The following is a 23,315-nucleotide window of genomic DNA, read 5'->3' as shown; positions in this document are numbered from 1 at the left end:
CGGGCACAGGTCGTCGCGGGGGATGCGCTCGATCCCGTTGGGGTGCGAGTCGGGTGCGACCGCCGACTCAGCCGAGCTCGATCAGCGCCTCGCCGCCGGCGACGGCGTCGCCCTGGCTGACGAGGATGCGCGCCACCGTGCCGTCGCCCGGCGCGGTGATCTCGGTCTCCATCTTCATGGCCTCGAGGACGAGCAGCACCTGACCGGCCTCGATCGCGGCGCCCTCCTCCACGAGGATGCGCGCCACCGAACCCGACAGCGGTGCAGTGACGGCGTTGGCGGACGTGGCCTGCACGGACGCGGTGCTGGCGACCGGGGTGTTCATCCCGCCACCCCCACCGATGACGATCGAGGGAGACACTCGTTCGGCCTCCTCGACCTCCACCTCGATGTCGTAGGGGATCCCGTTGACGGTGACCTTCAACTTCATGACTGGTGTGCCTTTCGAGTGACGGTGCCCGGGCGTGACCGGCGGACACCGGCGAGGTGGGAACGAATCACCGCAGGTGCAGCGGCGCGTGGACGTGCTGCGAGCGGCGGGTGGTGGACTGCCAGGAGACCGACCGCGTGAAGTGCGACTGGCGTCGCTTCGCCCGGTGGCCGAGGTAGGCGGCGACGGCCGCGCCGATGGCGACCACCACCTCCTCCGGCACGTTCTGCGCGTTGATGAGCTTGATGCTCGTGATCTCGCCCTCGAGGCTCTCGACCCGTTCGGTGAGTGCCTTGACGGCGGCGAGCAGTTCAGCGTTGACGTCGTCGGACATCGTTCCCCGATCACGCCGGCCCGAGGCCGTGCTTCTTGGCCGGCCGCAGCTCGCGCTTGTTGATGAGGATCTCCAGGGCCATCGCCACCTTGCGGCGGGTGTCCGCCGGGTTGATGATGTCGTCCACCAGGCCGCGGGAGGCCGCGACGAACGGCGTCGAGAAGGTGGTCCGGTACTCCTCCACCAGCTCGGCGCGCCGCGCCGCCGGATCCTCCGCGGCGTCGATCTCGCGCTTGAACACCACCGACGCCGCCCCCTCGGCCCCCATGACCGCGATCTCGGCCGTGGGCCAGGCGAACACCTGGTCGGCCCCCAGATCCTTGGAGCACATCGCGAGGTAGGCGCCACCGTAGGCCTTGCGCAGCACCACGGTGATCTTCGGCACCGTGGCCGCGGAGTAGGCGTACAGCATCTTCGCGCCGTGGCGGATGATGCCGCCGTGCTCCTGGGCCACCCCCGGCAGGAAGCCGGGGACGTCCACGAGCGTCACCAGCGGGATGTTGAAGGCGTTGCAGAACCGGATGAACTTGCTCGACTTGTCCGAGGCGTTGATGTCGAGGACGCCGGCCATCACGTTCGGCTGGTTGGCGATGACGCCGATGCTGCGCCCGTTGATGCGCGCGAACCCGACCACGATGTTCTTCGCGTAGCCGGCCTGCACCTCGAGGAAGTCGCCGTGGTCGACGATCTTCGCGATCACCTCGCGCACGTCGTACCCGCGCGTGCCCTCGACGGGCACGATGTCGAGCAGCGAGTCGTCCGGCTCCACGTAGGGGTCGGGGTCGACGACGGGCGGATCCTCGGTGTTGTTGAGCGGCAGGAAGCTGAGCAGCTTCTGCGCGATCAGGATGGCCTGGGCGTCGTCGTCGGCGACGAAGTGGTTGACGCCGGATACGCCCATGTGGGCGTCGGCGCCACCCAGGTCGTCCTGGCTGACCTTCTCCCCCGTCACCTGCTGGATCACGTTGGGCCCGGTGATGAACATGTGGGCCTTGCGCGTCTGGATGATGAAGTCGGTCAGCGCCGGGCTGTAGGCGGCGCCACCGGCGCACGGGCCGGAGATGATCGAGATCTGCGGCACCGCGCCGGAGAGCTTCACGTTGGAGTAGAACACCTGGCCGTAGCCGGACAGGGAGTCGATGCCCTCCTGGACGCGCGCACCGCCGGAGTCGTTGATGAAGACGAACGGCGTGCCGCACTTCAGCGCGGACTCCATCATCTCGACGACCTTCTTGCTGTGCGTCTCACCGGCGGAACCACCGACGACGGTGAAATCCTGGCTCGCGACGTGGACGGGGCGGCCGAACACGGCCCCCGTGCCGGTCACGACGCCGTCCGCGGGCATGTTGGCGGTGTCCATGCCGAACGTGACCGTCCGGTTGCGGCGGAACAGCCCGATCTCCTGGAAGCTGTTCTCGTCGAGCAGGGCGTCGATGCGCTCGCGCGCCGTCATCTTCCCCTTGTCGCGCTGCTTCTGGAGCCGGTCCTCACCACCGCCGAGGCGGTCCGCCAGCCGACGCTGGTGGACGGTCTCCACCTGCTCGGCCATGGAGGGGAGCTGGGGCTTCTTGGCCATGGAATGTCACGCCCTTTCGACGGTGACGGTGTTTTCGCGTCCACCGAGGGACACCTTGTACGTGATCGGCCCCTGCACGGCACGGCCGGCGTCGGAGCTGCTCGCGGCCTCGGCCTTGAGCTGCTCGGGGGTCTTGCCGACGTTCTTCGGGCCCTCGTCGCGGGAGGCGAGGAAGCCGGGCGCGACCGATGGGAACATGGCGTAGGTCAGGACGTCGGCGTCGGATCCGTCGAACCCGTCGAGGGCGGACGCCTCGGCCACCAGCTTGTCCCACTCGGGCTCCAGCAGATCGGCCGGGCGCTCGGTGATGGGCTCCTTCTTCGTCTGCGCGTGCGCGATCTCGACGACCTCGGGGTTGCGCTCGCCGAGGCACTCGCCGTAGTAGCCGAGCATCAGGTCCGCGAACTCGCCGGTGAGCACCTTGTAGCGCCCCATCAGCACGTTGAACACGGCCTGGGTGCCGACGATCTGCGACGACGGGGTGACCAGCGGCGGGTGGCCGGCGTCCGCCTTGACCAGCGGCACCTCCGCCATCACCTCGCGGATGCGGTCCCCCGCGCCCTGGGCGCGGAGCTGACTCTCCATGTTGGAGAGCATGCCGCCGGGGATCTGGCTGGAAAAGATGTCGGTGTCGACCAGGGTGGCCGACTCGAACTCCTTGTACTTGGGACGGACGGCGGCGAAGTGGTCGCGGATCCGCAGGAGGGCGTCCATGTCGAGGTCGGTCGTGTAGTCCGTGCCCTCGAGCATCGCGACGAGCGATTCGGTGGGGTTGTGCCCCGGCCCGAGCGACATCGAGCTGATCGCGGTGTCCACCACGTCGGCGCCCGCCTCGATGGCCTTCATGAGGCTGACGAGCGTGACACCGGTGGTCGAGTGGCAGTGGACGTTGATCTGGACGTCCTCGCCGTAGGTCTCCTTGATGCCGCGGACGATGTCGTACGCCGGCTGGGGCTGCAGGAGGGCCGCCATGTCCTTGAGCGCGATCGACTCCGCCCCCATGTCGAGGAGCTGCCCGGCGAGCTTGATGTACCCCTCGGTCGTGTGGAGCGGGGAGATCGTGTAGCAGATCGTGCCCTGGGCGTGCTTCCCGACCTTCTTCACCGCCGCCATGGCGTGCGCCATGTTGCGGGGGTCGTTCAGGGCGTCGAAGACCCGGAACACGTCCATGCCGTTCTCGGCGGACTTCTCGACGAACTTCTCGACCACCATGTCCTCGTAGTGGCGGTAGCCGAGGAGGTTCTGGCCGCGCAGCAGCATCTGCAGGCGGCTGTTGGGCATCAGCTCGCGGAAGGTGCGGAGCCGCTGCCAGGGATCCTCGTTGAGGAAGCGGATGCAGGAGTCATACGTGGCTCCACCCCAGCATTCGACGCTCCAGTAGCCAGCTCGGTCAATGTCGGCGCAGGCGTCCACCATGTCCTCCAGGGCCATCCGGGTGGCCATGAGACTCTGGTGGGCGTCGCGCAGCGCGACCTCGGTCACGCCGATCGTACGGGGACTCATGGACTCCATCATTCCACCAAATCTCCTACCTGACGTAGGAGCCCGCTGAATCCCCACAAATGACGGCGCGGGCGCACCGGGACGCATCCGCTCTAGAGTTGGCGCCATGACCGAGAGCTGGCTGGCCACCGTCCCCGCCGTCGCCCTCGCGGTGGCGTGGTACTGGCTGCCCGGCCTCCTGGTGCTGATCGCCGGCTGGCGCTGGTCACTCCACCACGTGCTCGTGGCCCCCGTCGTCTCGATCGGAGTCGGGGCGGTCGCCGCCACGCTGGCACCCCGGCTCGGCATCGCCTGGTCACCCCTGCCCGTCCTGGTCCTCGCCGTCTTGATCGCTGCCATCGCCCTCGCCGTGCGGCGTTGGGTCACGGGCAGCTGGTTCACCCCTGGCCCGACATCGTCCTCGCCGGGCGGCGCCTCGGTGGCCGGCACCGAGGCGGATGCGTCGGCCGGGGGCGCGGCCTGGTGGGGTGCCTGCGTGGGGCTGCTCATCGCGGCCGTCACCCTCACGGCCCACTGCCTGACGGCGTTTGTGGCCCCCGGTGCCGTGTCGCAGACCTTCGACGGCATCGCGCACCTCAACACCATCCGGTGGATCGTCGAGACCGCCGACGCCTCCCCCTTCCACATCGGGCTGACATCCGACGCGCCGTTCTACCCGAACGGTTGGCACGTCGTCCCCTCGCTGGTGATGAGCCTCCTGGGCACGAGCGTGCCCGTCGCGGTGAACGCCACGAGCATCGCGATCGCCGCATTCGTGTGGCCCGCGTCCTGCCTGGCGCTGGCGGCAGCGCTGCTGGGACGACGGCCGGCCGTCCTCGTCGCGGCCGGTGCTCTCGCCGGAGCATTCGGCGCGTTCCCCCTGCTGCTGCTCGACTTCGGCGTGCTGTACCCCAACGCGCTCGGCTACGCGCTGCTGCCCGCGGTGCTCGGGTGGCTGGTGGTGGCGTTGCGGACGCGGGGCCTCCCCCCGGTGACGCGGGAGGTGCTGGGCGTGTTGCTCGCCTGCGCCGGCCTGGGCCTGGCCCACCCCAATGCGTTCCTCTCCCTCTGGGCCCTCGCCTCGGGCGTCGTACTCGTCCACATCGGCGCCCGCCTGGTGGCGCGCTGGACGCTCGTCCGCTCCCTCGTCGCCGCACTCGTGGTGGCCGTGCTGACCGTCCTCACCATCCAACTGTGGAGTTTCTCGCGCACCAACGAGGTGATGTCGCGGTGGCCACCGTGGCAGACGCCGGCCCAGGCCTTCGGCGAGGGGTTCCTCGTCTCCCCGGCCCACCTGCCGTTCACCTATCCCGTGCTGTTCCTCCTCGGCGCAGGCTGGATCGCCCTGGCCCGCCGCCCACGCCGCGCAGTGGCGCTCTGGCCGTTCTGCGCCGCCCTGGCGCTGTTCGTGCTCGCCTCCGGCTTCCCCGTCGAGAGCCCCGTGCGCGAGGCCGTCACCAATCCTTGGTACAACGACTCCTTCCGGCTCGCTGCCCTGCTGCCGACGGGGGCCATCCCCGTCGCCACGGCCGGCGCCGTCGCGTGCTGGGACGCCCTCGCGGCGCTGGCCGTTCGTTGGCCGCGACCAGGGGCCTGGCCCACCCGTGTGCTGGCCGTGCTGGCCACCGCAGCGATCGCCCTCACCGGCCAGGGTCCCAATGCCCTCGAGGGGGTCGAGCGAGCTCGGAAGTCCTACCTCCTCACCGAGGAATCGCCCCTGCTCAGCCCCGAGGAGTACGCGCTGCTCGAGCGGCTCGACACCACGACACCGCCGGACGCCCTCATCGCCGGTAGCCCGCGCGCCGGCACATCGCTGGCCTACGCCCTCGCCGACCGGGAGGTTCTTCGCAAGCACGTCTTCGGCCAGCCGGGCGCCGAGGAGCAGTACCTGGACGCCCACCTGCGCGACATCACCGCTGACCCCCGGGTGTGCGAGGTCGTGGACGATCTGGGTGTCGATCACGTTCTCGACTTCGGTGAGCAGGACGTGCACGACAACTACGAGGCCTCCCAGTGGAAGGGGATGACCGACCTCGTCCCCTCCGCGCACCTCGTGCTGGTCGACGCCGAGGGCCCGGAGGCGCGGTTGTTCCGCATCGAGGGCTGCTGAGCAGCCCCACCCGGCCCGGGCTCAGCGCCGGGGACGCGGGTCCCGCAGGCCGGCGGCCAGGGCGCGCAGCACGGCGCGCCCCTCGGCCACCCTGCCGGTCAGGAGCAAGGAGACCGCCCAACCGGTGCGCAGCACCACGAGGGGGGCCAGGGAGGGCCACAGCGACGGGAACCGGCGGTGGAGCAGCACGCGGCTACGAGTGCCGTGGAAGTACGACGTCAGGGACCGGCCGGATGCTTCGCCGTTGATGGCACCACCACCCTCGTGCTCCACTGCGCCGGCGTCGAAGGTGGCGAGTCGTCCCTGCGCGGCGCGGTGCCGCAGCGCGAGATCGATCTCCTCGCAGTAGAGGAAGTACGCCTCGGTCAGCCCGCCGAGCGCCCGCCAGCGATCAGCCGTGAGGGCGAAGCAGTGGCCCGCCGCATAGGCGAAGCGGTGGGTTGACCCCGCCGCGTCCGGTCGGAAGTACCCGGTCAGGGGTAGGTACCGCACGATGCCCGTGCCCATCTGACCGTCCTGCCGGGTCGGCACGGAGACGATCGCATCGTCGTGGGCCAGGCAGTAGGCGGCGAGCTCGGCGAGGCTGCCCGCGACCCAACGGACGTCGGGGTTGACGACGACCAGCACGTCGGGCGGGTCGTCGAGGGCCAACAGGTGCGCCACGGCCCGGTTGTTCCCGCCGGCGTAACCGAGGTTGGCGCCCGCGTCCACCACCTCGACCGCCAGGCCGGACGCCTCCCGCGCCGCAACGGTGCACCGCGCCAGCTCCTCCGCCGAGGTGGAGTTGTCGACCACCACGACGCTGAGCCGCACGTCGTCACCGCGGGGCAGCGACGCGAGGAGCCCGGCGACGTCCGGTGCGGAGTGGTAGTTGACGACCGCCATGCCGACGTGCGCGGGGCGTGGGGGCTGCTCCATGGACGCTGATGATACAGTCGCGACGCTTTTTCGGACTCAGGGGAGGAAACCCCGATGCGCGTCGCGGTGGCCTACGACTGCCTGTTCCCCCACACCACGGGCGGGGGTGAGCGGCAGTATCGACACTTCGCCGAGTTGCTGGCCGCCGACGGCCACGACGTCACCTATCTCACGGCCCGGCAGTGGGACGGTTCCGTGCCGTCGGCGTCCTTCGCGGTCGTCCCGGTCACCGGCCGCCTGCGGTTGTACGACGCCGACGGCGTCCGCCGCCCCGCCGCGGCCGCGACCTTCGCCGCGGGGCTCGGCCGGCACCTGCTGCGGCACCGCGGCCGTTACGACGCCGTCATCGTCAGCGCCCTGCCCGTGCTCAACGTGTTCGCCGCCCGCGCCGCCCTCGCCGGGACGCGGACGGCGCAGGTGTACGACTACCTCGAGGTCTGGCCGCGCCACCAGTGGGTCGCCTACAACGGGCCCGTCCTGGGCACCGTGGCCTGGGCCCTGCAGCGGGCGGCGGTGAGGCTCAGCCCGCTCGCGTCGTGCCACAGTGGCCTGAGCGCCGGCCGGCTGCGCCGTGAGGGGCTGCGCGGGGAGCCCATCGTCAGCCCGGGCCTCGTCGCCGTCGACACCGAGGTCACCCCGGTCCCGGAGGCGGACGACCCGCCCTACCTCGTCTACGCCGGCCGGCACATCCAGGACAAGCGGGTGGACGCCCTCCCCGCCGCGCTCGCCGTGGCGCGCCGGGAGATCCCCGACCTGCGGGCGGTCATCCTCGGCGACGGTCCGGAGCGGAACGCCGTCGCCGCGGCCATCCGGGCCGCCGGTGTCGCCGACGCCGTCGACCTGCCCGGCTTCGTCAGCGAGGCTGAGCTGACACGCATCGTCGGCCACGCCGCGGTGCTGGTGAACCCGTCCCGCCGAGAAGGCTATGGCCTGGTCGTCGTGGAGTCCGCCGGCCACGGCACCCCCGTCGTCCTCGTCACCGATCCCGGCAACGCGGCCGTGGAGCTCGTCACCGACGACGTCAACGGGTTCGTCGCCGCCTCGACCGCACCGGAGGAGCTGGCCGCCGCCATCGTCCGCGCCGTGCGCGGCGGCTCGGCACTGCGTGCACGCACCCGCACCTGGTACGACGACGCCCTCGTGAGCCGCCGCATCGATAAGGCGGTGGACCAGATCGTGGCCCGCCTGGACGCGGTGGCCCGCCCGCGATGAGCGACGTCGAACCGCCGACTCCCTCGCTGTGGGGCCGAATCGTCGGCTTCGGCGGGCTGCCGCTGCTGTCGATGGTGACGCCGCTGCTCGTCATGCCGCTGCTGGCCCGGCGCGTCGACCCGGCGGGCTGGGCGAGCATCGGCGCCGGTGAGGCGCTGGGCGCGCTCTTCGGGTTGGTCATCTCGTACGGGTGGCACTCGATCGGCCCGGCCCGGGTGCCCCCGCTCACCACGGACGCGGCACGCGCGACCCTCTACCGGGAGAGCTTGGTCGTGCGCCTGACGCTCGCCGCGGCCGTGCTGCCCGTGCTCGGTGTCGTCGCCTGGGTCACGGCGCGGGACGGTTGGCAGGTGATGACCCTGCTCATGGCCCTGTCGACCGCCACGGTGCCGCTGTCGCTGTCGTGGTTCGCGGTCGGCAGTGGCCGGGCCGACCACATCGCGCTCTACGAGACGTTCCCGCGGGTCGGCGCCGCGGCGGTGTCGGCGGCGGTGATGGTCGCCACGGGGTGGCTGTACGTCTACCCGATCCTGGCGACCGTCGTCCCCTTGGTCGGCATGACGCTGTTCTCGATACGCCTCCTGCACGCCTCACCGGGCCCGTGGCCCCCGTTGCGTTCGGTGGGCACCCTGCTGCGCCGCGACGTGGTGCCGGCCCTCAACGAGCTGGCGGCCGGCGGCTACGCCGCCCTTCCGCTGCCGTTGGTCAACCAGGTCGCCGCCGCGGACGTCTCCGCCGCGTACGCGTCGGCCGACAAGTTGTACCGCTACGGGCTGTTCGTGCCGGGGGCGCTGGCCAACATCTTCCAGCGGTGGGTGATCGAGGCGGGCCCCGAACACATCGGCGCCCGCCTGCGCCGCGCCCTGCGCTACCACGCCCTGCTGGGGGTGCTGGGGCAGGTGATCCTGACGGCGGCAGGGCCGCTCGCGTCGGCCCTGCTGTTCGGCGAGGCCGTCGTCGCGGCCCGCGAGATCTGCTTCGTGCTGGGCCTCGCGTTCGCCGTCAACGCCGTCCGCACCGGCATCACGCGGCTGGTGCTGTTCCCGGCCGGAAGGGTGGCCGTGATCCTGCGCTCGACGCTCCTGGGTGGCGTGAGCGGTTCGGTGCTGGTGGCGGTGCTGGCCGTCACCGTCGGCCCGGTGGGGGCCGCCGCCGGTCTGTTCGCCAGCGAGGTGGTGATGGCCGGGCTGCTGCTCACCGCGACCCGCGAGGTGCTGGCGTCACACCGCGAGGGCGCGGGCCAGCCGGGGCGGGATCGGGCCTGACCGACCCCGGACGCCGGCCCACGCCCCCGCCAGCAGGGCGCGGGCGATACGGCTCCGGTGCGGGCCCCACAGCAACCGGACCCCGCCGTGCAGGATCTCCGCGCGCCACCGTCGGGCCAGCCAGCCGGGAAACTGCGCGCCATACTCGCGGCTCATCGCGATCATGTTGCGGGTGATGTAGAAGATCCGGAACGGACGCTGGTAGGGAACGTGTGCGGGCCGGCCGCCCCGGGTGAGCTGGCGCCCCAGCAGCCGCATCGGGCGTGGCGTCCCCATCGCGTGCTCCAGGCGCGTGTCGGGCACCCGCACCACCACCCAGCCGTGGCGGCGCATGCGCAAGGTGTACTCGCTGTCGACGGCGTCGATGAAGTAGTCGTCGCGGAAGGGGCCGCAGGCGGCCACCACCTCCGGTGCGATGAGCAGCGCGGACGTGATGGGGTCGAAAGCGAGCGAGAAACCGTGCTCGGCGCCCTCCTCGGGGGTGGGCGCGTCCCCGAGGAACCACGGGCACACCGCGCCGACGCGAACCCCCGCCCCCTGGGCCGCACCGAACGTGGCGAGCGCAGCGGCCACGTAACCCGGGGGCACGGTGGAGTCCTGGTCGAGGGTGAGCACCCAGGTGTCACTCCGAGTGGTGCGCGCCCGCTCGATGCCGAGGTTGAGAGCGTGCGCGATCCCCCGGTTCGCCCCCACCACGATCACCTCGGCACCCGCGGCCGCGAGCGCCGCGTGGACCTCGGCCGAGGCGTCCGCATCGGGGCCGTCGTCGACGGTGACCACGGCGTCCACCTGCTCCAGCAGGTCGGCCACCCGGGCGGGCAGGTCGGCCGGGGGACGGAACAGGGACAGCACGGCGGTGACGTGGGGTTGCTCGCTCACCGGGCGATCCTCCCCACGGCACGCCGAGCTGTCAACGCCTCCGCGCCGGGGTGGCCACGATAGGCTCCGAACGCGCCCTCTCCACATCCCACTGCGCGTGCCCGGACCGGTTCACTGCCGGAGAAAGTCGGTAGGACTTCATGCCCTTCGTCACCGAGAACGACAACACGGACGTCGAACTCACCGTCGTCATGCCCTGCCTGAACGAGGCCGAGACGCTGGAGGTGTGCATCCAGAAGGCCCGGGGCTATCTGGAGGGCAGCGACGTGGTCGGCGAGATCGTGATCGCGGACAATGGCAGCACTGACGGCTCGCAGGAGATTGCACGCCGCAACGGCGCCCGGGTGGTGCCGGTGCCGATGCGCGGCTACGGTGCCGCGCTGATCGGCGGCATCAATGCGGCGCGGGGCACCTACGTGATCATGGGCGACGCCGACGATTCCTACAACTTCGCCGGCCTGGCGCCGTTCGTGGCGAAGCTCCGCGAGGGTCACGACCTGGTGATGGGCAACCGCTTCGCCGGTGGCATCGATCCGGGCGCCATGCCGCCGCTGCACAAGTACCTCGGCAATCCGGTCCTGTCCGGAATCGGCCGGCTTTTCTTTCGCCCCGGCGTGCGCGACTTCCACTGCGGCCTGCGGGGTTTCAACCGGGAACGCATTCAGGCGCTCGGCCTGCAGACCTCCGGGATGGAATTCGCGTCCGAGATGGTCGTCAAGGCGTCGCTGGCGAAATACGACATCGTCGAGGTGCCGACGACCCTGGCCAAGGACGGCCGCTCCCGTCCGCCGCACCTGCGCTCCTGGCACGACGGGTGGCGCCACCTGCGGTTCCTGCTCATGTTCGCGCCGCGGTGGCTCTTCCTGTACCCCGGCATCGTCGCGCTCGTGGTGGGCTTCGGGCTGGCGGCGGTCCTGTCGGTGACGCCCATCGTCGTGGGCGGGGTGGGCTTCGACGTCTCGACGCTGGTCTACGCCTCGGCCCTCGGCGTGATCGGGTACCAGGCGCTGCTGTTCTGGTGGCTGACGAAGATGTACGCCACCAGGGAGGGCTTCCTGCCCACCAGCTCGACCTACCGCACCGTCGCCGAGGGGTGGACGTTGGAGCGCGGTGTGATCATCGGGGTGGTGTTGTTCGTGCTCGGTCTCGTGATCGGTGTCGTGCACGTCGTCGGCTGGGGCTCCACGGGCTTTGGCCCCCTGGACGCCCGCGCCGCCATTCGGGCGGCAACCCCGTCGGCCATGCTGATGATCATCGGGTTCCAGACGATCATGATGAGTTTCTTCGGCGCGATCCTCACCATTCCGGTGCGCACCCGGCCAGCGGAGGTTCCCGCGGCCTGAGCCGGAGGCCCGGCCGCCCGTCCCCTAGTCCTCGCCCACCGGGCGCTCGCGGCGGATGTGGGGGACGCGCTTGCGCAGCTCCTCGTCGAACAGGCGCTTGACGAGCGCGGAGTCCAACAGCCCGTTGACGTCGTCCAGCCCGCCGGTGGAGGCGCGCTGGCAGACCGCGAGCCACGCCTGCCCCATGGCGAGGGTGAAGCCCGAGGCGACCGAGGCGTTGATGACGCCGCCGGCGACCTGCCCGGCCCCCGGGATGAGCTGCAGCAGACTCGTCGCGGCCTGGCGTCCCGTGGCCGTGGCGAGCGACGTGGAGGCGACGGCGAGCAGCGCCGCCCGGTCGAACGGCACGTTGTGCAGCTGCGCGATGCGGGCCATCATCGCGAGCTGGATGGGCACGAGCACCGCGGCGGAGCTGAACGGGATCGGCACGGCCGCCGCGGTCGCGGCGGCGGCCACGGAGCCGGCTATGTGCTTGTTCGCCTGCCGCGCCTTCGCGGTCCGATCCACCCTCTGCGCCGTCGCGAGCGCTGAGTGGACCGCATCTGGCACAACCAGAAAGGTGGCATCGACGAGCTCCACCAAGCCGTAGGACGGCTGACCGGTGAACTGGTCCCTCAACGCGTGGGTCATGAACGGGCGGCCGGCCACGATGGGCAGGCTGAGGCTCTCGAGGTGGTCGGCCAGCGCGAGGGCGTCCGGGTGGAACTGGCCGTCGCGCACGGGCACCTGGGTGAACACCACGATGACGGGCACGTCGAGCCCGGCGAGGGTGCGGATGAACGCGGCCTCGGACTCCTCGAAGCGCCGGTCCAGCGCCCGGACGCAGTACCAGGCGGCGTGCATCTGCTCGTCCAGCGGCAGCTTGCGCTGCTGGGTGACGAACGTCGTCACCTCCTTGGCCAGCTGCCGGTCGTCGCGGCCCAGCTCGATGCCCTGGGTGTCGATCAGGCCGAGGGAGCCGTGGACGCCGACGTACAGGTGCGAGCCCTGGGTGACGGGGGCGCCGATGCCCGTGGCAGCGACCTCCTCGCCGAACACGGCGTTGATGAGCGTCGACTTGCCCACCCCGGTCTTGCCGAACACGCCGAGGTTGAAGCGGCCCATGAGGCCCGCCTGCTTCTCGAACTCCGAGCGGAACGACTCGGTGAAGAACTGCGTCACGCTGCCCAGCCTAGTGCCAGCCCTGCGGCCGGTGGTCGGGGGCCCTCGGCGGACCGCGTAGGATGGATCGTCCTTTGTCTCCGCCCGATCGGATCCTTCCATGGCCCAGCGCCACGACCTGCGCAACGTCGCGATCATCGCCCACGTCGACCACGGCAAGACCACGCTGGTGGACGCCATGCTGTGGCAGTCCGGCGCCTTCCGCGAGAACCAGGACGTGAACAACCGCGTCATGGACTCGATGGATCTCGAGCGCGAGAAGGGCATCACCATCCTCGCCAAGAACACCGCGGTGCAGCACAGCACCCCGGACGGCGAGACCGTCACGATCAACATCATCGACACCCCGGGCCACGCCGACTTCGGCGGCGAGGTGGAGCGCGGCCTCGAGATGGTCGACGGCGTCCTGCTGCTCGTGGACGCCAGCGAGGGCCCGCTGCCCCAGACCCGCTTCGTGCTGCGCAAGGCGCTGGCCAAGCACCTGCCGATCATCGTGGTCATCAACAAGGTCGACCGCTCCGATGCCCGCATCAGCGAGGTCGTCGACGAGGTGTACGCCCTGTTCATGGATCTCGTGGACGACGACGAGGCCGACAAGCTCGACTTCCCCATCGTCTACGCCGCGGCCAAGGCCGGGCGGGCGTCGCTCACCCAGCCGGCCGACGGCGGCATGCCGGATGCGGAGGACCTCGAGCCGCTCTTCGCGACGCTGCTCGACCACATCCCCGCCCCCACCTACACCGAGGGCGCCCCGCTGCAGGCGCACGTGACCAACCTCGACAGCTCCCCCTACCTCGGCCGGCTCGCGCTGTGCCGCGTCGTGGAGGGTGAGCTCAAGCGTGGCCAGCAGGTGGCCTGGATGCGCCGCGACGGCTCGGTGAGCTCGGTGAAGCTGTCGGAGCTGTTGATCACCAACGCCCTGGAGCGCGTGCCGGCGGAGTCGGCCGGGCCCGGCGACATCGTCGCCATCGCCGGCATCCCCGACATCACGATCGGTGAGACCCTGTCCGACCCGGCGCGGCCCGCGGCGCTGCCGCTGATCCACGTCGACGAGCCGTCGATCTCCATGACGATCGGCATCAACACCTCCCCGCTCGCGGGCCGGGCCGGCAAGAAGCTCACGGCCCGCCTGGTCAAGGCGCGGCTCGACCAGGAGCTCATCGGCAACGTGTCGATCCGGGTGCTGGCGACCGACCGCCCGGACACCTGGGAGGTGCAGGGCCGGGGCGAGCTGCAGCTCGCCGTCCTCGTCGAGATGATGCGCCGCGAGGGGTTCGAGCTCACCGTCGGCAAGCCCGAGGTGCTGACGCGGACGATCGACGGCGTCCTGAGCGAACCCTACGAGCGCCTCACGGTCGACGTCCCCGAGGAGCACCTCGGCACCGTCACCCAGCTCATGGGCACCCGCAAGGGCCGGATGGAGCAGATGGTGAACCACGGCACCGGCTGGGTGCGCCTGGAGTTCACGGTGCCGGCGCGCGGCCTGATCGGCTTCCGCACCGAGTTCCTCACCGACACCCGCGGCACCGGCATCATGAACCACGTCTTCGAGGGCTACGAGCCGTGGGCGGGCGAGATCAAGACCCGCTCCACGGGCTCGCTGGTCGCCGACCGCCAGGGCTCGGTCACGTCCTATGCCCTGTTCAACCTGCAGGAGCGCGGCGTGCTGTTCGTCGCCCCGGGCGAGGACGTCTACGCCGGCATGATCGTCGGGGAGAACGCCCGCGGCGACGACATGGACGTCAACCCCACCAAGGAGAAGAAGCTCACCAACGTCCGCTCCTCCACCGGCGACGAGCTGGAGCGGCTCGTCCCGCCGCGCGTCCACAGCCTCGAGCAGGCGCTGGAGTTCTGCCGTGGGGACGAGTGCCTCGAGGTGACGCCGGCCGCCGTCCGCATGCGCAAGACGGTGCTGGACGCGAACGAACGGGCCAAGCTGCGCAACCGGGCCAAGAAGGACGCCTGAGCCCGGCGGGCGCCTAGCGCAGGTTCGGTCGCACGTGGAGCCCCACCTCGGGATCCACGACGACCTCCTGGGCCGCCGGGACACCCTCCACCGTGAGCGACGCGTCGATGGGCGTGCCGCGCTTCACCAGCGCGAGCCCGATGGGGCCCAGCTCGTGGTGGAACGCCGAGCCGCCCATGCGGCCCACGACGCGCTCACCGAGCAGCACATCGGCGCCGACGGCCGGCAACCGCTCCTCCGAGCCGTCCAGGTGCAGCAGCGTGAGCCGGCGCGGGGGGCGTCCGAGCGTGTGGACGCGCGCGACGGTCTCCTGGCCGCGGTAACAGCCCTTCTGCAGGTGGACGGCCGCGCCGAGCGCGTCGCCGTCGGGCACCGCCACCTCGTTGGGGATCGTGCGGGCGTCGGTGTCGACGAAGACGCGGGGCTGGCCCGCCGCGATCCGCAGCGCCTCGGCGGCCCACGTGCCGGCCCGCCGCTCGCCGAGCGTCGCGGCCAGCGCCGGGCGCTCCACGATGCGCGGCCCGTCGGCCAGCACCATCGCGTGGGTGGCTGAGGCGTCGGCCAGCTCGACGCGGGACGCGAACACCATGCGCCCCAGCCACGCCAGCAGGGCGTCGAGGTGCCCCGGCTCGGTGGTGGCCAGGAAGGTCGCGCCGTCGTCCACGCCGCCCAGCACGTGCTCGATGTGGCCGGCCGGGTCGAGGACGAACGCGGTCGTCCACACCCCGGGCGCGAGCCCCTCGAACCGCTGGCTGGTGAGCGCGTGCAACCACGCGAGCCGGTCCGGCCCCGTGACCGCGAACACCGGGCGGTGGGACAGGTCGACGCGCGCCTGCCCCGCCTCCAGCCAGCGCTGCTCGCGCAGCGGATCGCCGTAGTGGTGGGGGACGCCGGCGTCCGGCCCCTCGTGGGCGATGACGGGGTCGCCCACGTCAGCCCTGCACCCGCTGCAGCGTCGCCCACATGTAGGGGCGCAGCGACTCGTCGGTGGTGGCCCGGTCGAAGCTGTACATCAGCTTGCCCTCCACCGTGCCGTAGAGGCGGCGTCCGGCGGTGTACTCCACCGTCGCGAGCGGGGAGCGCACGACGGCGTCGGTGGTCAGGTCGACCCGGCCGGGGGTGAGCTGGCCGAACCAGATCTCCGAGTAGCCCTCCGGGCTGCACATGACCACGTCGACCTCGGCGTCGGCCGAGGCGCGCCAGAAGCCGGTCTCGATGGTGAGCGGCGCCAGCGGCCGTCCCTCGTCATCGAGGGTGAACATCTGGGCGAGGTAGTGCAGGTAGTCGCTCCCGTTGTCGGCGAAGTCGATCTGGACGCCGAACTGCACCTTCTCCTCACCCGGCCACTCGCGGTAGCCGGTGCCCTCCCAGCGGCCACGCAACCAGGCAAGGCCGGCGAGGGCGGGGTTGAGGTCGGACGGGATCTCGAACACGGTGGAACTCCTTCGGTGGTCTACACACACCCAACGCGACGGGGCGTCGCCATCTTCCCATGACACACCAACCCACCCGCGCCCCGGCGGCGGGCGGCATGGCAGCCACGGCCCGGTGGACGGCCTGTGACAAGGTGGTGGGGTGATCAACCGACGTCAGTTCCTCACCGGCTCCACGGCCGGAATCGCCCTGGTGGTGGCCGGGTGCAGCGGCCCCGCCCAGGTGCCCACCGCCCCCGTCACCCCCGGCGAGACCGCCGCGGTGCCCGACCACCGCCACCAGGTGCGGGCCGCCACCCCCGCGGGCGACCTCGTGCTGCCCGCCGGGGACGCCCTCGCCGTCAGCCGCTCATTGCTCGGCGCCGCGACGCTGGTCGTGGTGGTGCCCGCGGACGCCGCCGCGGCGGCGTCGCCCGAGGCCACGCCGACGGCCACCCCCAGCCCCTCCCCCAGCCCCACGCCTAGCCCGGCGGCCACGACCGCCGACACCACGGCCACGCCAGGGGCGTCCGCCACGCCGGCGCCGACGGCGGCGTCGCCCGAGGCCGGCGCGGGCGTGGCCCGCGAGCTGGGCGTCCCGCTGCTGGTCGAGGGCCCCGAGCTGGCGGCCGAGCTCGACCGGCTGCAGACCCGCACGGTCATCTCCTACGTGCCCGACCTGTCCGTCGGGGAGCGGACGGTCGTGCCCGGCCCGGCCAGCGCAGCCGAACTCGACCTGGAGGACCTGCCGGTCGTCACGGCCGAGCCCGCGGGCGTCCTCGCCCTGGCCTGGGGCGACCTCTCCACTCCCGAACTGGTGACGCTCGCCGCCGCCGGCATCGCGGAACCAACGGCGCTCATCGCGCCGCACCCGGGTGCGGACGGGGCGTCCACGGCGGCCGTCCGCGACCACACCGGCCCGGTCGTCGCGTTCGGCGACGGCTTCGGCACCGACGCGCAGTTCTCGGGCCAGGTGGCGGTGACGCGCACCGCCGCGGAGTTCCCGGGCGGCGGCGTCGCGCCCTTCCCGGCCCGCCGCATGATCGCCCTCTACGGCCACCCGGAGACGCCTGCGCTCGGCATGATGGGCGAGCAGCCGCCGGCCCAGGCGGTCGAGCGGCTCAACCGGCTGGTCGCGGAGTACCGCGAGCTGCTGCCGGACGACAACGTGATGGGCGCCTTCGAGATCATCGGCACGGTCGCCTCCGCGGCGGCCGGCGAGCAGGGCGACTACTCCTACCGGACGCCGATCGCGACGCTGCTGCCCTGGGTGGAGGCGGCCGAGGCCAACGACCTCTACGTGGTGCTGGACCTGCAGCCCGGCCGCACGGACTTCCTGACCCAGGCGAAGGAGTACAGCGAGCTGCTGCTCCACCCCCACGTCGGGCTGGCGCTCGACCCGGAGTGGCGGCTGAAGCCGGATCAGCGCCACCTGCGGCAGGTCGGCCAGGTCGGCGTCGACGAGATCAACGAGGTGACGGCCTGGCTCGCGGACTTCATCGCCGAGAACCAGCTGCCGCCGAAGGTGCTCACCCTGCACCAGTTCCAGACCCGCATGATCGTCGACCGGGAACGCCTGGACGTCTCGCGGCCCGAGGTGCAGCACCTGATGCACGTCGACGGCCAGGGGGGCCAGGCGGCCAAGCAGAGCACCTGGCAGGTGCTCCAGCGCGATCTGCCGGCCCACACCGTCCTCGGCTGGAAGAACTTCGAGGACGAGGACGTGCCGATGCTCACCCCGGCCCAGACGGTCGCGCAGGTCCACCCGACCCCGCACTTCATTTCCTACCAGTGAGCGCCCGCGCCGATGACCCGCACGCCGCCGCGGTGGGAGCCAGTGCGGTGGGAGCCAGTGCTGCGGAAGCCAGTGCGGTGAGGGCGCTGCGGTGAGGGTGGTCGTCCAGCGCGTCACGCGCGCCGCCGTGACGGTCGATGAGCGCGTCGTGGGCGCCATCGACACCCCGGGACTCTGCGTGCTGGTGGGCGTCACGCACGGCGACACGGACGCCGACGCCGAGCGTTTGGCGGACAAGGTGTGGCACCTGCGCATCATGGCCGACGAACGCTCGGCGGCCGAGCTGGGCGCCCCCGTCCTGGTCGTCAGCCAGTTCACGCTGTACGCGGACGCGCGCAAGGGGCGGCGGCCGTCGTGGAACGCGGCGGCGCCGCGTCCGGTGTCCGAGCCGCTGGTGGATGCGTTCGCCGACGCCCTGCGGACGCGGGGCGCCGAGGTGGCGACCGGCACCTTCGGGGCGCACATGCGCGTCGAGCTCGTCAACGACGGGCCGGTGACGCTGGTGCTGGACAGCGCGATGTGGTCGTCCGGAACCGACCCGGCGGCGCGGCACTAGACTGCTGCCGATTCGACCGACACCTGGGGGGACGCATGGGACACCTGCTCGTCGTGAGCCCCGCTGCCCTGGCCGGCACCTCCGACGAGCCCCCGGTGGGAGCCCTGGCCCTCCTGTCGCACGATCTCACGCTCATGCCCCCGGACGCCGCCGTGGTGGCCGAGGCCGACCGCTACGACACCGTCGTGCTGGACGGGCGCACCGATCTGCCGACCGCACGCCAGATGTGCCGCCTCCTGCGCGCCGCCGGCAGCGCCACCCCGGTGCTGCTGATCGTCGCCGAGGGCGGGTTCGCGGCCCTCAACGCCGACTGGGGCGTCGGCGACATCGTGCTGGAGTCCGCCGGCCCGGCCGAGTACGACGCCCGCCTCCGGCTGCTGCTCGCCACGCGCAGCGACGGCATCACGAGCAGTGGTGGCATCACGATCGACGAGTCCGCCTACCACGCCTCGCTGGACGGCCGTTCGCTCGACCTCACCTACACCGAGTTCGAACTGCTGAAGTACCTGGTGCAGCACCCCGGGCGCGTGTTCACCCGCGAGACGCTGTTGAGCGACGTCTGGGGTTACGACTACTACGGCGGCACCCGGACGGTCGACGTCCACGTCCGCCGCCTGCGCGCCAAGCTGGGCGTCGAGCACGAGTACCTCATCGGCACCGTCCGCAACGTCGGCTACCGCTTCAGCCCGGACGCGCGCCGCCGCGACTGATCCCGCCCCGCGGCTCCCGGATCCCGGCCCTCCGGGCTGCTGGTGCCGGTCGGCTTCCGACACCCCGGGCGCGACACCTGCCCTAGGCTGGCCGGGTGGAGCCCGAGACGCAGTTGAGCCCCGACCATCGCGGTCAGGTGGAGGCCCTCGTCGCCGCCGCGACGAGCGTCGACGGCGCGGCACCCCTCAACGAGGAGGCGCTGCTGCACGTCCGCCATGCCGGGCCCGCGACGGGGGTGAGCCACTGGCTCGCGACCGACGCCGGCTCCGTCGTGGGCTATGCCCAGTGGCAGGACGCCGCCGCCACCGGCCAGCTCGTCGTGCACCCCGAGCACCGCCGGGCCGGCCGGGGCACCGCGCTGCTCGCCGCGCTCCGGCAGCGGCACCCGGAGGCGGCCGTCTGGGCGTTCGGCGACACCGCGGCGGCCCAGGGGTTCGCGCGCGCCGCCGGGCTGAGAGGCGTGCGCAGCCTGCTGGTGCTCGAGCGCCCGTTGACCCCGGCCGACGCGTCCGCCGCGCCCGCACCGGGCGCGCCCTCGTCGGTGACGCTGCGCGGCTACACCGCCGCCGATGCCCAGGGCTTCCTGGCGACCAACGCCGCCGCGTTCGCCGGCCACCCCGAGCAGGGGCACTTCGCCGCATCCGACCTGGCGGCGCGGCAGGCCGAGCCGTGGTGGGACCCGGCGGGCCTCCTTCTCGCCGTCGACGACGAGGGGGTGGCCGGCTTCCACTGGACCAAACGCCACGACGACGGCACGGGTGAGGTGTACGTGCTCGGCGTCCACCCCCGCGCGGGCGGGCGCGGCCTGGGCGGCGCCCTCCTGCGTGCCGGGTTGGCGCATCTGGCCGCGGCGGGGTCGCCCCGCGTCATTCTCTACGTGGACGCCGCCAACGCCACCGCCGTCCGGCTCTACGAGCGAGCCGGGTTCACGCGCCACCACGCCGACACCCTGTACGGCCCGGCCGACGGCACACCGGGCCCGGGGTCGCCGCCCGCGGGGGCGACCAGATGAGCGCGGCGCCCACCGATCTGCCGCCGGGCCGGTTCGTCGACCGCGAGCTCAGCTGGCTCGACTTCAACGCCCGGGTGCTGGACCTGGCGCGGGACGCGCGGCGCGTGCCGCTGCTGGAGCGGGTGCGGTTCCTCGCGATCTTCAGCTCCAACCTCGACGAGTACTTCATGGTGCGCGTCGCCGGCCTCAAGCGTCGCATCCGCGCCGGCGTGGCCGTGGCGGGGGCGTCCGGCATCCTGCCCCGCGAGGCGCACGAGGGAATCCTCGCACGCGTGCGTGAGCTCGTGGACGCCCAGTCGGCCACCTTCACCGACGTCGTGGCCCCCGAGTTGGCCGACGCCGGCATCCGGATCGTCGGCTGGCCCGACCTGACGGACGACGAACGGGCGCGCATGGAGACCCTGTTCGCGGAGCGGATCTTCCCGATCCTCACCCCGCTGGCGGTGGACCCGGCCCACCCCTTCCCCTACATCTCCGGGCTGTCGGTCAACCTCGCGGTCTGGGTGCGCAACCCCACCACCGGCGCCCGTCAGTTCGCGCGGATCAAGGTGCCGACGAACCTGACCCGGTTCCTCGACCTCGGGGGCGGCCGCTTCGTGCCCGTCGAGGACGTGATCGGACACCAGCTCGACCTCGTCTTCACCGGCCTGGACGTGCTGACGTGGAGCACGTTCCGCGTGACACGCAACGAGGACCTGGAGGTCGAGGAGGACGACGCCGAGAACCTGTTGCACGCCCTCGAGCGGGAGCTGTTGCGCCGCCGGGTGGGGCGTCCGCCGGTTCGGCTCGAGGTGGACGACTCCATGGCCGAGGAACTGCGCGAGGTGCTGGTCGCCGAGCTCGACGTCGACCCCCGCGAGGTGTTCGCCGTGGGCGCCCCGCTGGACCTCTCGGCCCTGATGGGGCTCGCCGCTGCGGTGCAACGCGAGGACCTGTCGTTCCCCGCCTTCCTGCCGAAGACCCACCCCGAGCTCGCGGCCGTCGAGACGGCCCAGCCGGCCGACCTGTTCAAGGCACTCCGCGGGCGCGACGTGCTGCTCCACCACCCGTACGACTCCTTCGCCACCTCGGTGCAGCGTTTCGTGGAACAGGCCGCGGCCGACCCGGCCGTGCTGGCGATCAAGCAGACGCTCTACCGCACCTCGGGTGACTCGCCCGTGGTGGACGCCCTCGTGGAGGCCGCGGAGGCCGGCAAGCAGGTGCTGGTCGTGGTCGAGATCAAGGCCCGCTTCGACGAGCAGGCCAACATCGGGTGGGCCCGCACCCTCGAGCGGGCCGGGTGCCACGTCGTGTACGGCGTGGTGGGCCTCAAGACGCACGCCAAGTTGTGCCTGGTCGTCCGCGACGAGCCGGACGGCCTGCACCGCTACGCCCACATCGGCACGGGCAACTACAACCCCAAGACGGCACGCACGTACGAGGACATGGGCCTGCTCACCGCCAACCCGGTCATCACCGAGGACGTGGCGCGGCTGTTCAACCACCTGTCGGGCATGACCGCCGAGGTGAACTACCGGCGCCTCCTGGTGGCGCCCGAGGGCGTCCGCACGGGTCTGCTGGAGCGGATCGCCACCGAGATCGATCACCACCGCGCCGGGCGGCCGGCCCGCGTCCGGGTCAAGGTCAATGCGCTGGTCGACGAGGCCCTCATCGACGCTCTGTACCGCGCCTCGGCCGCCGGCGTCCCGGTGGACGTGTGGGTGCGCGGCATCTGCGCCCTGCGGGCCGGCGTCCCCGGGTTGAGCGACCACATCCGGGTGCACAGCACCCTCGGCCGCTTCCTCGAGCACAGCCGGCTGTTCTGGTTCGCCAACGGCGGGGAGCCGGCGGTCGGGCTCGGCTCCCCTGACCTCATGCACCGCAACCTCGACCGTCGGGTGGAGGTGCTCGTGTCCCTGACCAACCCGCGCCACGTCGCCCAGATCGGCGTCCTGTTCGACCTCGCCTTCGACGACGGCACCGCGGTGTGGGTGCTGCGGGACGCCGCCTGGGAGCCGCGGTTGACCGACGCGGAGGGTGAGGCCCTGACCGATCTGCAGTCGCACCTCATGGCGACGCTGCCGGCACGACGAGGAGAACAACGATGAGTCCGAGGAAGGTCACCGTGGCGGCGGGTACCGTCACCCTCCGGCGCAGCGGGGGCAAGGAGCCACAGGTGCTGCTCGTCCACCGCCCCGCCTACGACGACTGGACGCTGCCGAAGGGCAAGTTGGAGCCCGACGAGTACGAGGCCGTGGCGGCCGCCCGCGAGACCCTGGAGGAGACCGGCGTCACGGTCCACCTCCACCAGCCGCTCGACCAGATGCGCTACGAGATCAATGGCGGCGCGAAGGTCGTGCACTACTGGCTGGCCAGCCCGCAGAAGCAGAAGAAGCGGAAGCCGGACAAGGAGGTGGACAAGGTCGTGTGGCTCTCGCCCCGGGCCGCGTTCGCCCGCATGAGCTATGAGCACGAGAAGGACGTGGTGCGCCGGGCCCTGGCCGCGGAGCCGACGACCGCCGTCCTCGTGGTGCGGCACAGCAAGGCGATGCTGCGCAAGCACTGGTCGGGCCGCGACCAGGCACGTCCGGTCACGGCGCGGGGCCGCAAGCAGGCCAAGGCGCTGATCCCGCTGCTGCGTGCGTTCGGGGTCGACCGGCTCACCTCGTCGTCGTCGGTGCGGTGCATGCAGACGCTCGCGCCGTTCGGCAAGGCGTCCGGCCTCGAGGTCGAGGGCTGGACCGTGCTGAGCGAGGAGATCGGGGAGGACAACCCGAAGGGCGTCACCACGTTCATGCGGCGGCTGGCGGCCGAGGCGGTGGCCTCCGGCACCGTGGTGGCGGTGTGCGGCCACCGGCCGGTGCTGCCGACCATGCTGGAGGCCCTCGGCCTGGAGAACCGCGCGATGCAGACCGCCGCGGCGATCATCATCCACCTGGACGCCGCCGGTGCCGTCGTCGCCACCGAGTTCCACCGGCCCCGCGCCTGAACAGCGACGGACCCGCGGAAGCCATCAGTTGCCACGCCCTGTCACTCCCGCGGGTGCGGTCACCCACGGCCCACTGACAACGGGTTTCGCCGGGTTCGCCGAGCCCGTGCCCGGATCGAGACGGCTCGTTCACGCGCTGTTCACCTTGGCGGCCGACTCTCGTCACGGTCGGTGCCTAGCGTCAC

Annotated in this window: 20 protein-coding genes; 11 read left to right on the top strand and 9 right to left on the bottom strand. The window is 72.0% G+C overall.

The window, feature by feature from the left end:
- Positions 1 to 67: 67 nt before the first annotated feature.
- From IFY26_RS11745 to IFY26_RS11730, 4 genes are all read right to left on the bottom strand, one after another.
- On the bottom strand, positions 68 to 430 hold the full coding sequence (locus IFY26_RS11745) for a biotin/lipoyl-containing protein (RefSeq protein ID WP_232549185.1): 363 nt from the start codon (positions 428 to 430) through the stop codon (positions 68 to 70).
- A gap of 67 nt (positions 431 to 497) precedes the next feature.
- Positions 498 to 764, bottom strand: a complete 267-nt coding sequence (locus IFY26_RS11740; RefSeq protein ID WP_232549184.1) for a hypothetical protein — start codon at positions 762 to 764, stop codon at positions 498 to 500.
- Positions 765 to 774: 10 nt separating this feature from the next.
- On the bottom strand, positions 775 to 2,340 hold the full coding sequence (locus IFY26_RS11735; RefSeq protein ID WP_232549183.1) for an acyl-CoA carboxylase subunit beta: 1,566 nt from the start codon (positions 2,338 to 2,340) through the stop codon (positions 775 to 777).
- Between the two features lie 6 nt (positions 2,341 to 2,346).
- The gene (locus tag IFY26_RS11730) at positions 2,347 to 3,843 is read right to left on the bottom strand and encodes a methylmalonyl-CoA carboxytransferase subunit 5S (RefSeq protein WP_232549182.1); all 1,497 of its coding nucleotides are present in this window, start codon (positions 3,841 to 3,843) and stop codon (positions 2,347 to 2,349) included.
- Positions 3,844 to 3,949: 106 nt separating this feature from the next.
- On the opposite strand from IFY26_RS11730, the gene IFY26_RS11725 reads away from it, so the two are divergent.
- Positions 3,950 to 5,932, top strand: coding sequence for a DUF6541 family protein (locus IFY26_RS11725; RefSeq protein ID WP_232549181.1), 1,983 nt, complete (start codon positions 3,950 to 3,952; stop codon positions 5,930 to 5,932).
- A gap of 21 nt (positions 5,933 to 5,953) precedes the next feature.
- On the opposite strand, the gene IFY26_RS11720 is transcribed toward IFY26_RS11725, so the two are convergent.
- Positions 5,954 to 6,850: a glycosyltransferase family 2 protein gene (locus IFY26_RS11720; RefSeq protein WP_232549180.1), complete on the bottom strand. Its 897-nt coding sequence runs from the start codon at positions 6,848 to 6,850 to the stop codon at positions 5,954 to 5,956.
- A gap of 54 nt (positions 6,851 to 6,904) precedes the next feature.
- Here IFY26_RS11720 and IFY26_RS11715 point away from each other — a divergent pair, with 54 nt between their 5' ends.
- Positions 6,905 to 8,062 (top strand): glycosyltransferase family 4 protein, encoded by a 1,158-nt coding sequence (locus IFY26_RS11715; RefSeq protein WP_232549179.1) that lies wholly within the window; start codon positions 6,905 to 6,907, stop codon positions 8,060 to 8,062.
- On the top strand, positions 8,059 to 9,327 hold the full coding sequence (locus tag IFY26_RS11710) for an MATE family efflux transporter (protein WP_232549178.1): 1,269 nt from the start codon (positions 8,059 to 8,061) through the stop codon (positions 9,325 to 9,327). Before IFY26_RS11715 ends, IFY26_RS11710 begins: the two co-directional genes overlap by 4 nt.
- Here IFY26_RS11710 and IFY26_RS11705 read toward each other — a convergent pair.
- Positions 9,283 to 10,206, bottom strand: a complete 924-nt coding sequence (locus IFY26_RS11705; protein ID WP_232549177.1) for a glycosyltransferase — start codon at positions 10,204 to 10,206, stop codon at positions 9,283 to 9,285. The two genes, IFY26_RS11710 and IFY26_RS11705, sit on opposite strands and share 45 nt — an antisense overlap.
- A 140-nt stretch (positions 10,207 to 10,346) precedes the next feature.
- On the opposite strand from IFY26_RS11705, the gene IFY26_RS11700 reads away from it, so the two are divergent.
- Positions 10,347 to 11,549 carry a glycosyltransferase family 2 protein gene (locus tag IFY26_RS11700; RefSeq protein WP_232549176.1) on the top strand — a complete coding sequence of 401 codons (1,203 nt, stop codon included), beginning with the start codon at positions 10,347 to 10,349 and terminating at the stop codon, positions 11,547 to 11,549.
- A gap of 24 nt (positions 11,550 to 11,573) precedes the next feature.
- Here IFY26_RS11700 and IFY26_RS11695 read toward each other — a convergent pair whose 3' ends face one another.
- Entirely contained in the window at positions 11,574 to 12,710 is a 1,137-nt protein-coding gene (locus tag IFY26_RS11695) for a GTPase family protein (protein WP_232549175.1), read from the bottom strand.
- A gap of 100 nt (positions 12,711 to 12,810) precedes the next feature.
- Here IFY26_RS11695 and typA point away from each other — a divergent pair, with 100 nt between their 5' ends.
- On the top strand, positions 12,811 to 14,676 hold the full coding sequence (gene typA / locus IFY26_RS11690; protein ID WP_232549174.1) for a translational GTPase TypA: 1,866 nt from the start codon (positions 12,811 to 12,813) through the stop codon (positions 14,674 to 14,676).
- Between the two features lie 13 nt (positions 14,677 to 14,689).
- Here the strand turns inward: typA and ygfZ are convergent, their stop codons facing one another.
- Positions 14,690 to 15,607, bottom strand: coding sequence for a CAF17-like 4Fe-4S cluster assembly/insertion protein YgfZ (gene ygfZ / locus IFY26_RS11685; RefSeq protein ID WP_232549173.1), 918 nt, complete (start codon positions 15,605 to 15,607; stop codon positions 14,690 to 14,692).
- A 1-nt stretch (position 15,608) separates the two neighbouring features.
- Positions 15,609 to 16,109, bottom strand: coding sequence for a heme-binding beta-barrel domain-containing protein (locus tag IFY26_RS11680; protein ID WP_232549172.1), 501 nt, complete (start codon positions 16,107 to 16,109; stop codon positions 15,609 to 15,611).
- Positions 16,110 to 16,251: 142 nt separating this feature from the next.
- On the opposite strand from IFY26_RS11680, the gene IFY26_RS11675 reads away from it, so the two are divergent.
- The 6 genes from IFY26_RS11675 (at position 16,252) to IFY26_RS11650 (ending at position 23,130) form a co-directional block, all read left to right on the top strand.
- On the top strand, positions 16,252 to 17,883 hold the full coding sequence (locus tag IFY26_RS11675) for a twin-arginine translocation signal domain-containing protein (RefSeq protein WP_232549171.1): 1,632 nt from the start codon (positions 16,252 to 16,254) through the stop codon (positions 17,881 to 17,883).
- Between the two features lie 91 nt (positions 17,884 to 17,974).
- A complete protein-coding gene (gene dtd, locus IFY26_RS11670; protein ID WP_232549170.1) occupies positions 17,975 to 18,439 on the top strand; it encodes a D-aminoacyl-tRNA deacylase in 465 nt (154 codons plus the stop codon).
- A gap of 35 nt (positions 18,440 to 18,474) precedes the next feature.
- Positions 18,475 to 19,149, top strand: a complete 675-nt coding sequence (locus IFY26_RS17935; RefSeq protein ID WP_269779422.1) for a winged helix-turn-helix transcriptional regulator — start codon at positions 18,475 to 18,477, stop codon at positions 19,147 to 19,149.
- A 95-nt stretch (positions 19,150 to 19,244) separates the two neighbouring features.
- Positions 19,245 to 20,162 carry a mycothiol synthase gene (mshD, locus tag IFY26_RS11660; protein ID WP_232549169.1) on the top strand — a complete coding sequence of 306 codons (918 nt, stop codon included), beginning with the start codon at positions 19,245 to 19,247 and terminating at the stop codon, positions 20,160 to 20,162.
- Positions 20,159 to 22,249: an RNA degradosome polyphosphate kinase gene (locus tag IFY26_RS11655; protein ID WP_232549168.1), complete on the top strand. Its 2,091-nt coding sequence runs from the start codon at positions 20,159 to 20,161 to the stop codon at positions 22,247 to 22,249. The genes mshD and IFY26_RS11655 overlap by 4 nt, the downstream gene beginning before the upstream one ends.
- The gene (locus IFY26_RS11650) at positions 22,246 to 23,130 is read left to right on the top strand and encodes an NUDIX hydrolase (RefSeq protein WP_232549167.1); all 885 of its coding nucleotides are present in this window, start codon (positions 22,246 to 22,248) and stop codon (positions 23,128 to 23,130) included. Before IFY26_RS11655 ends, IFY26_RS11650 begins: the two co-directional genes overlap by 4 nt.
- Positions 23,131 to 23,315 lie beyond the last annotated feature (185 nt).

Origin of the sequence: Propioniciclava soli (assembly GCF_014858005.1) — a bacterium.
Classification (GTDB): domain Bacteria; phylum Actinomycetota; class Actinomycetes; order Propionibacteriales; family Propionibacteriaceae; genus Propioniciclava; species Propioniciclava soli.
Note: the sequence above shows the minus strand (reverse complement) of the source record. Positions and strands in the feature narration are given on the sequence as shown.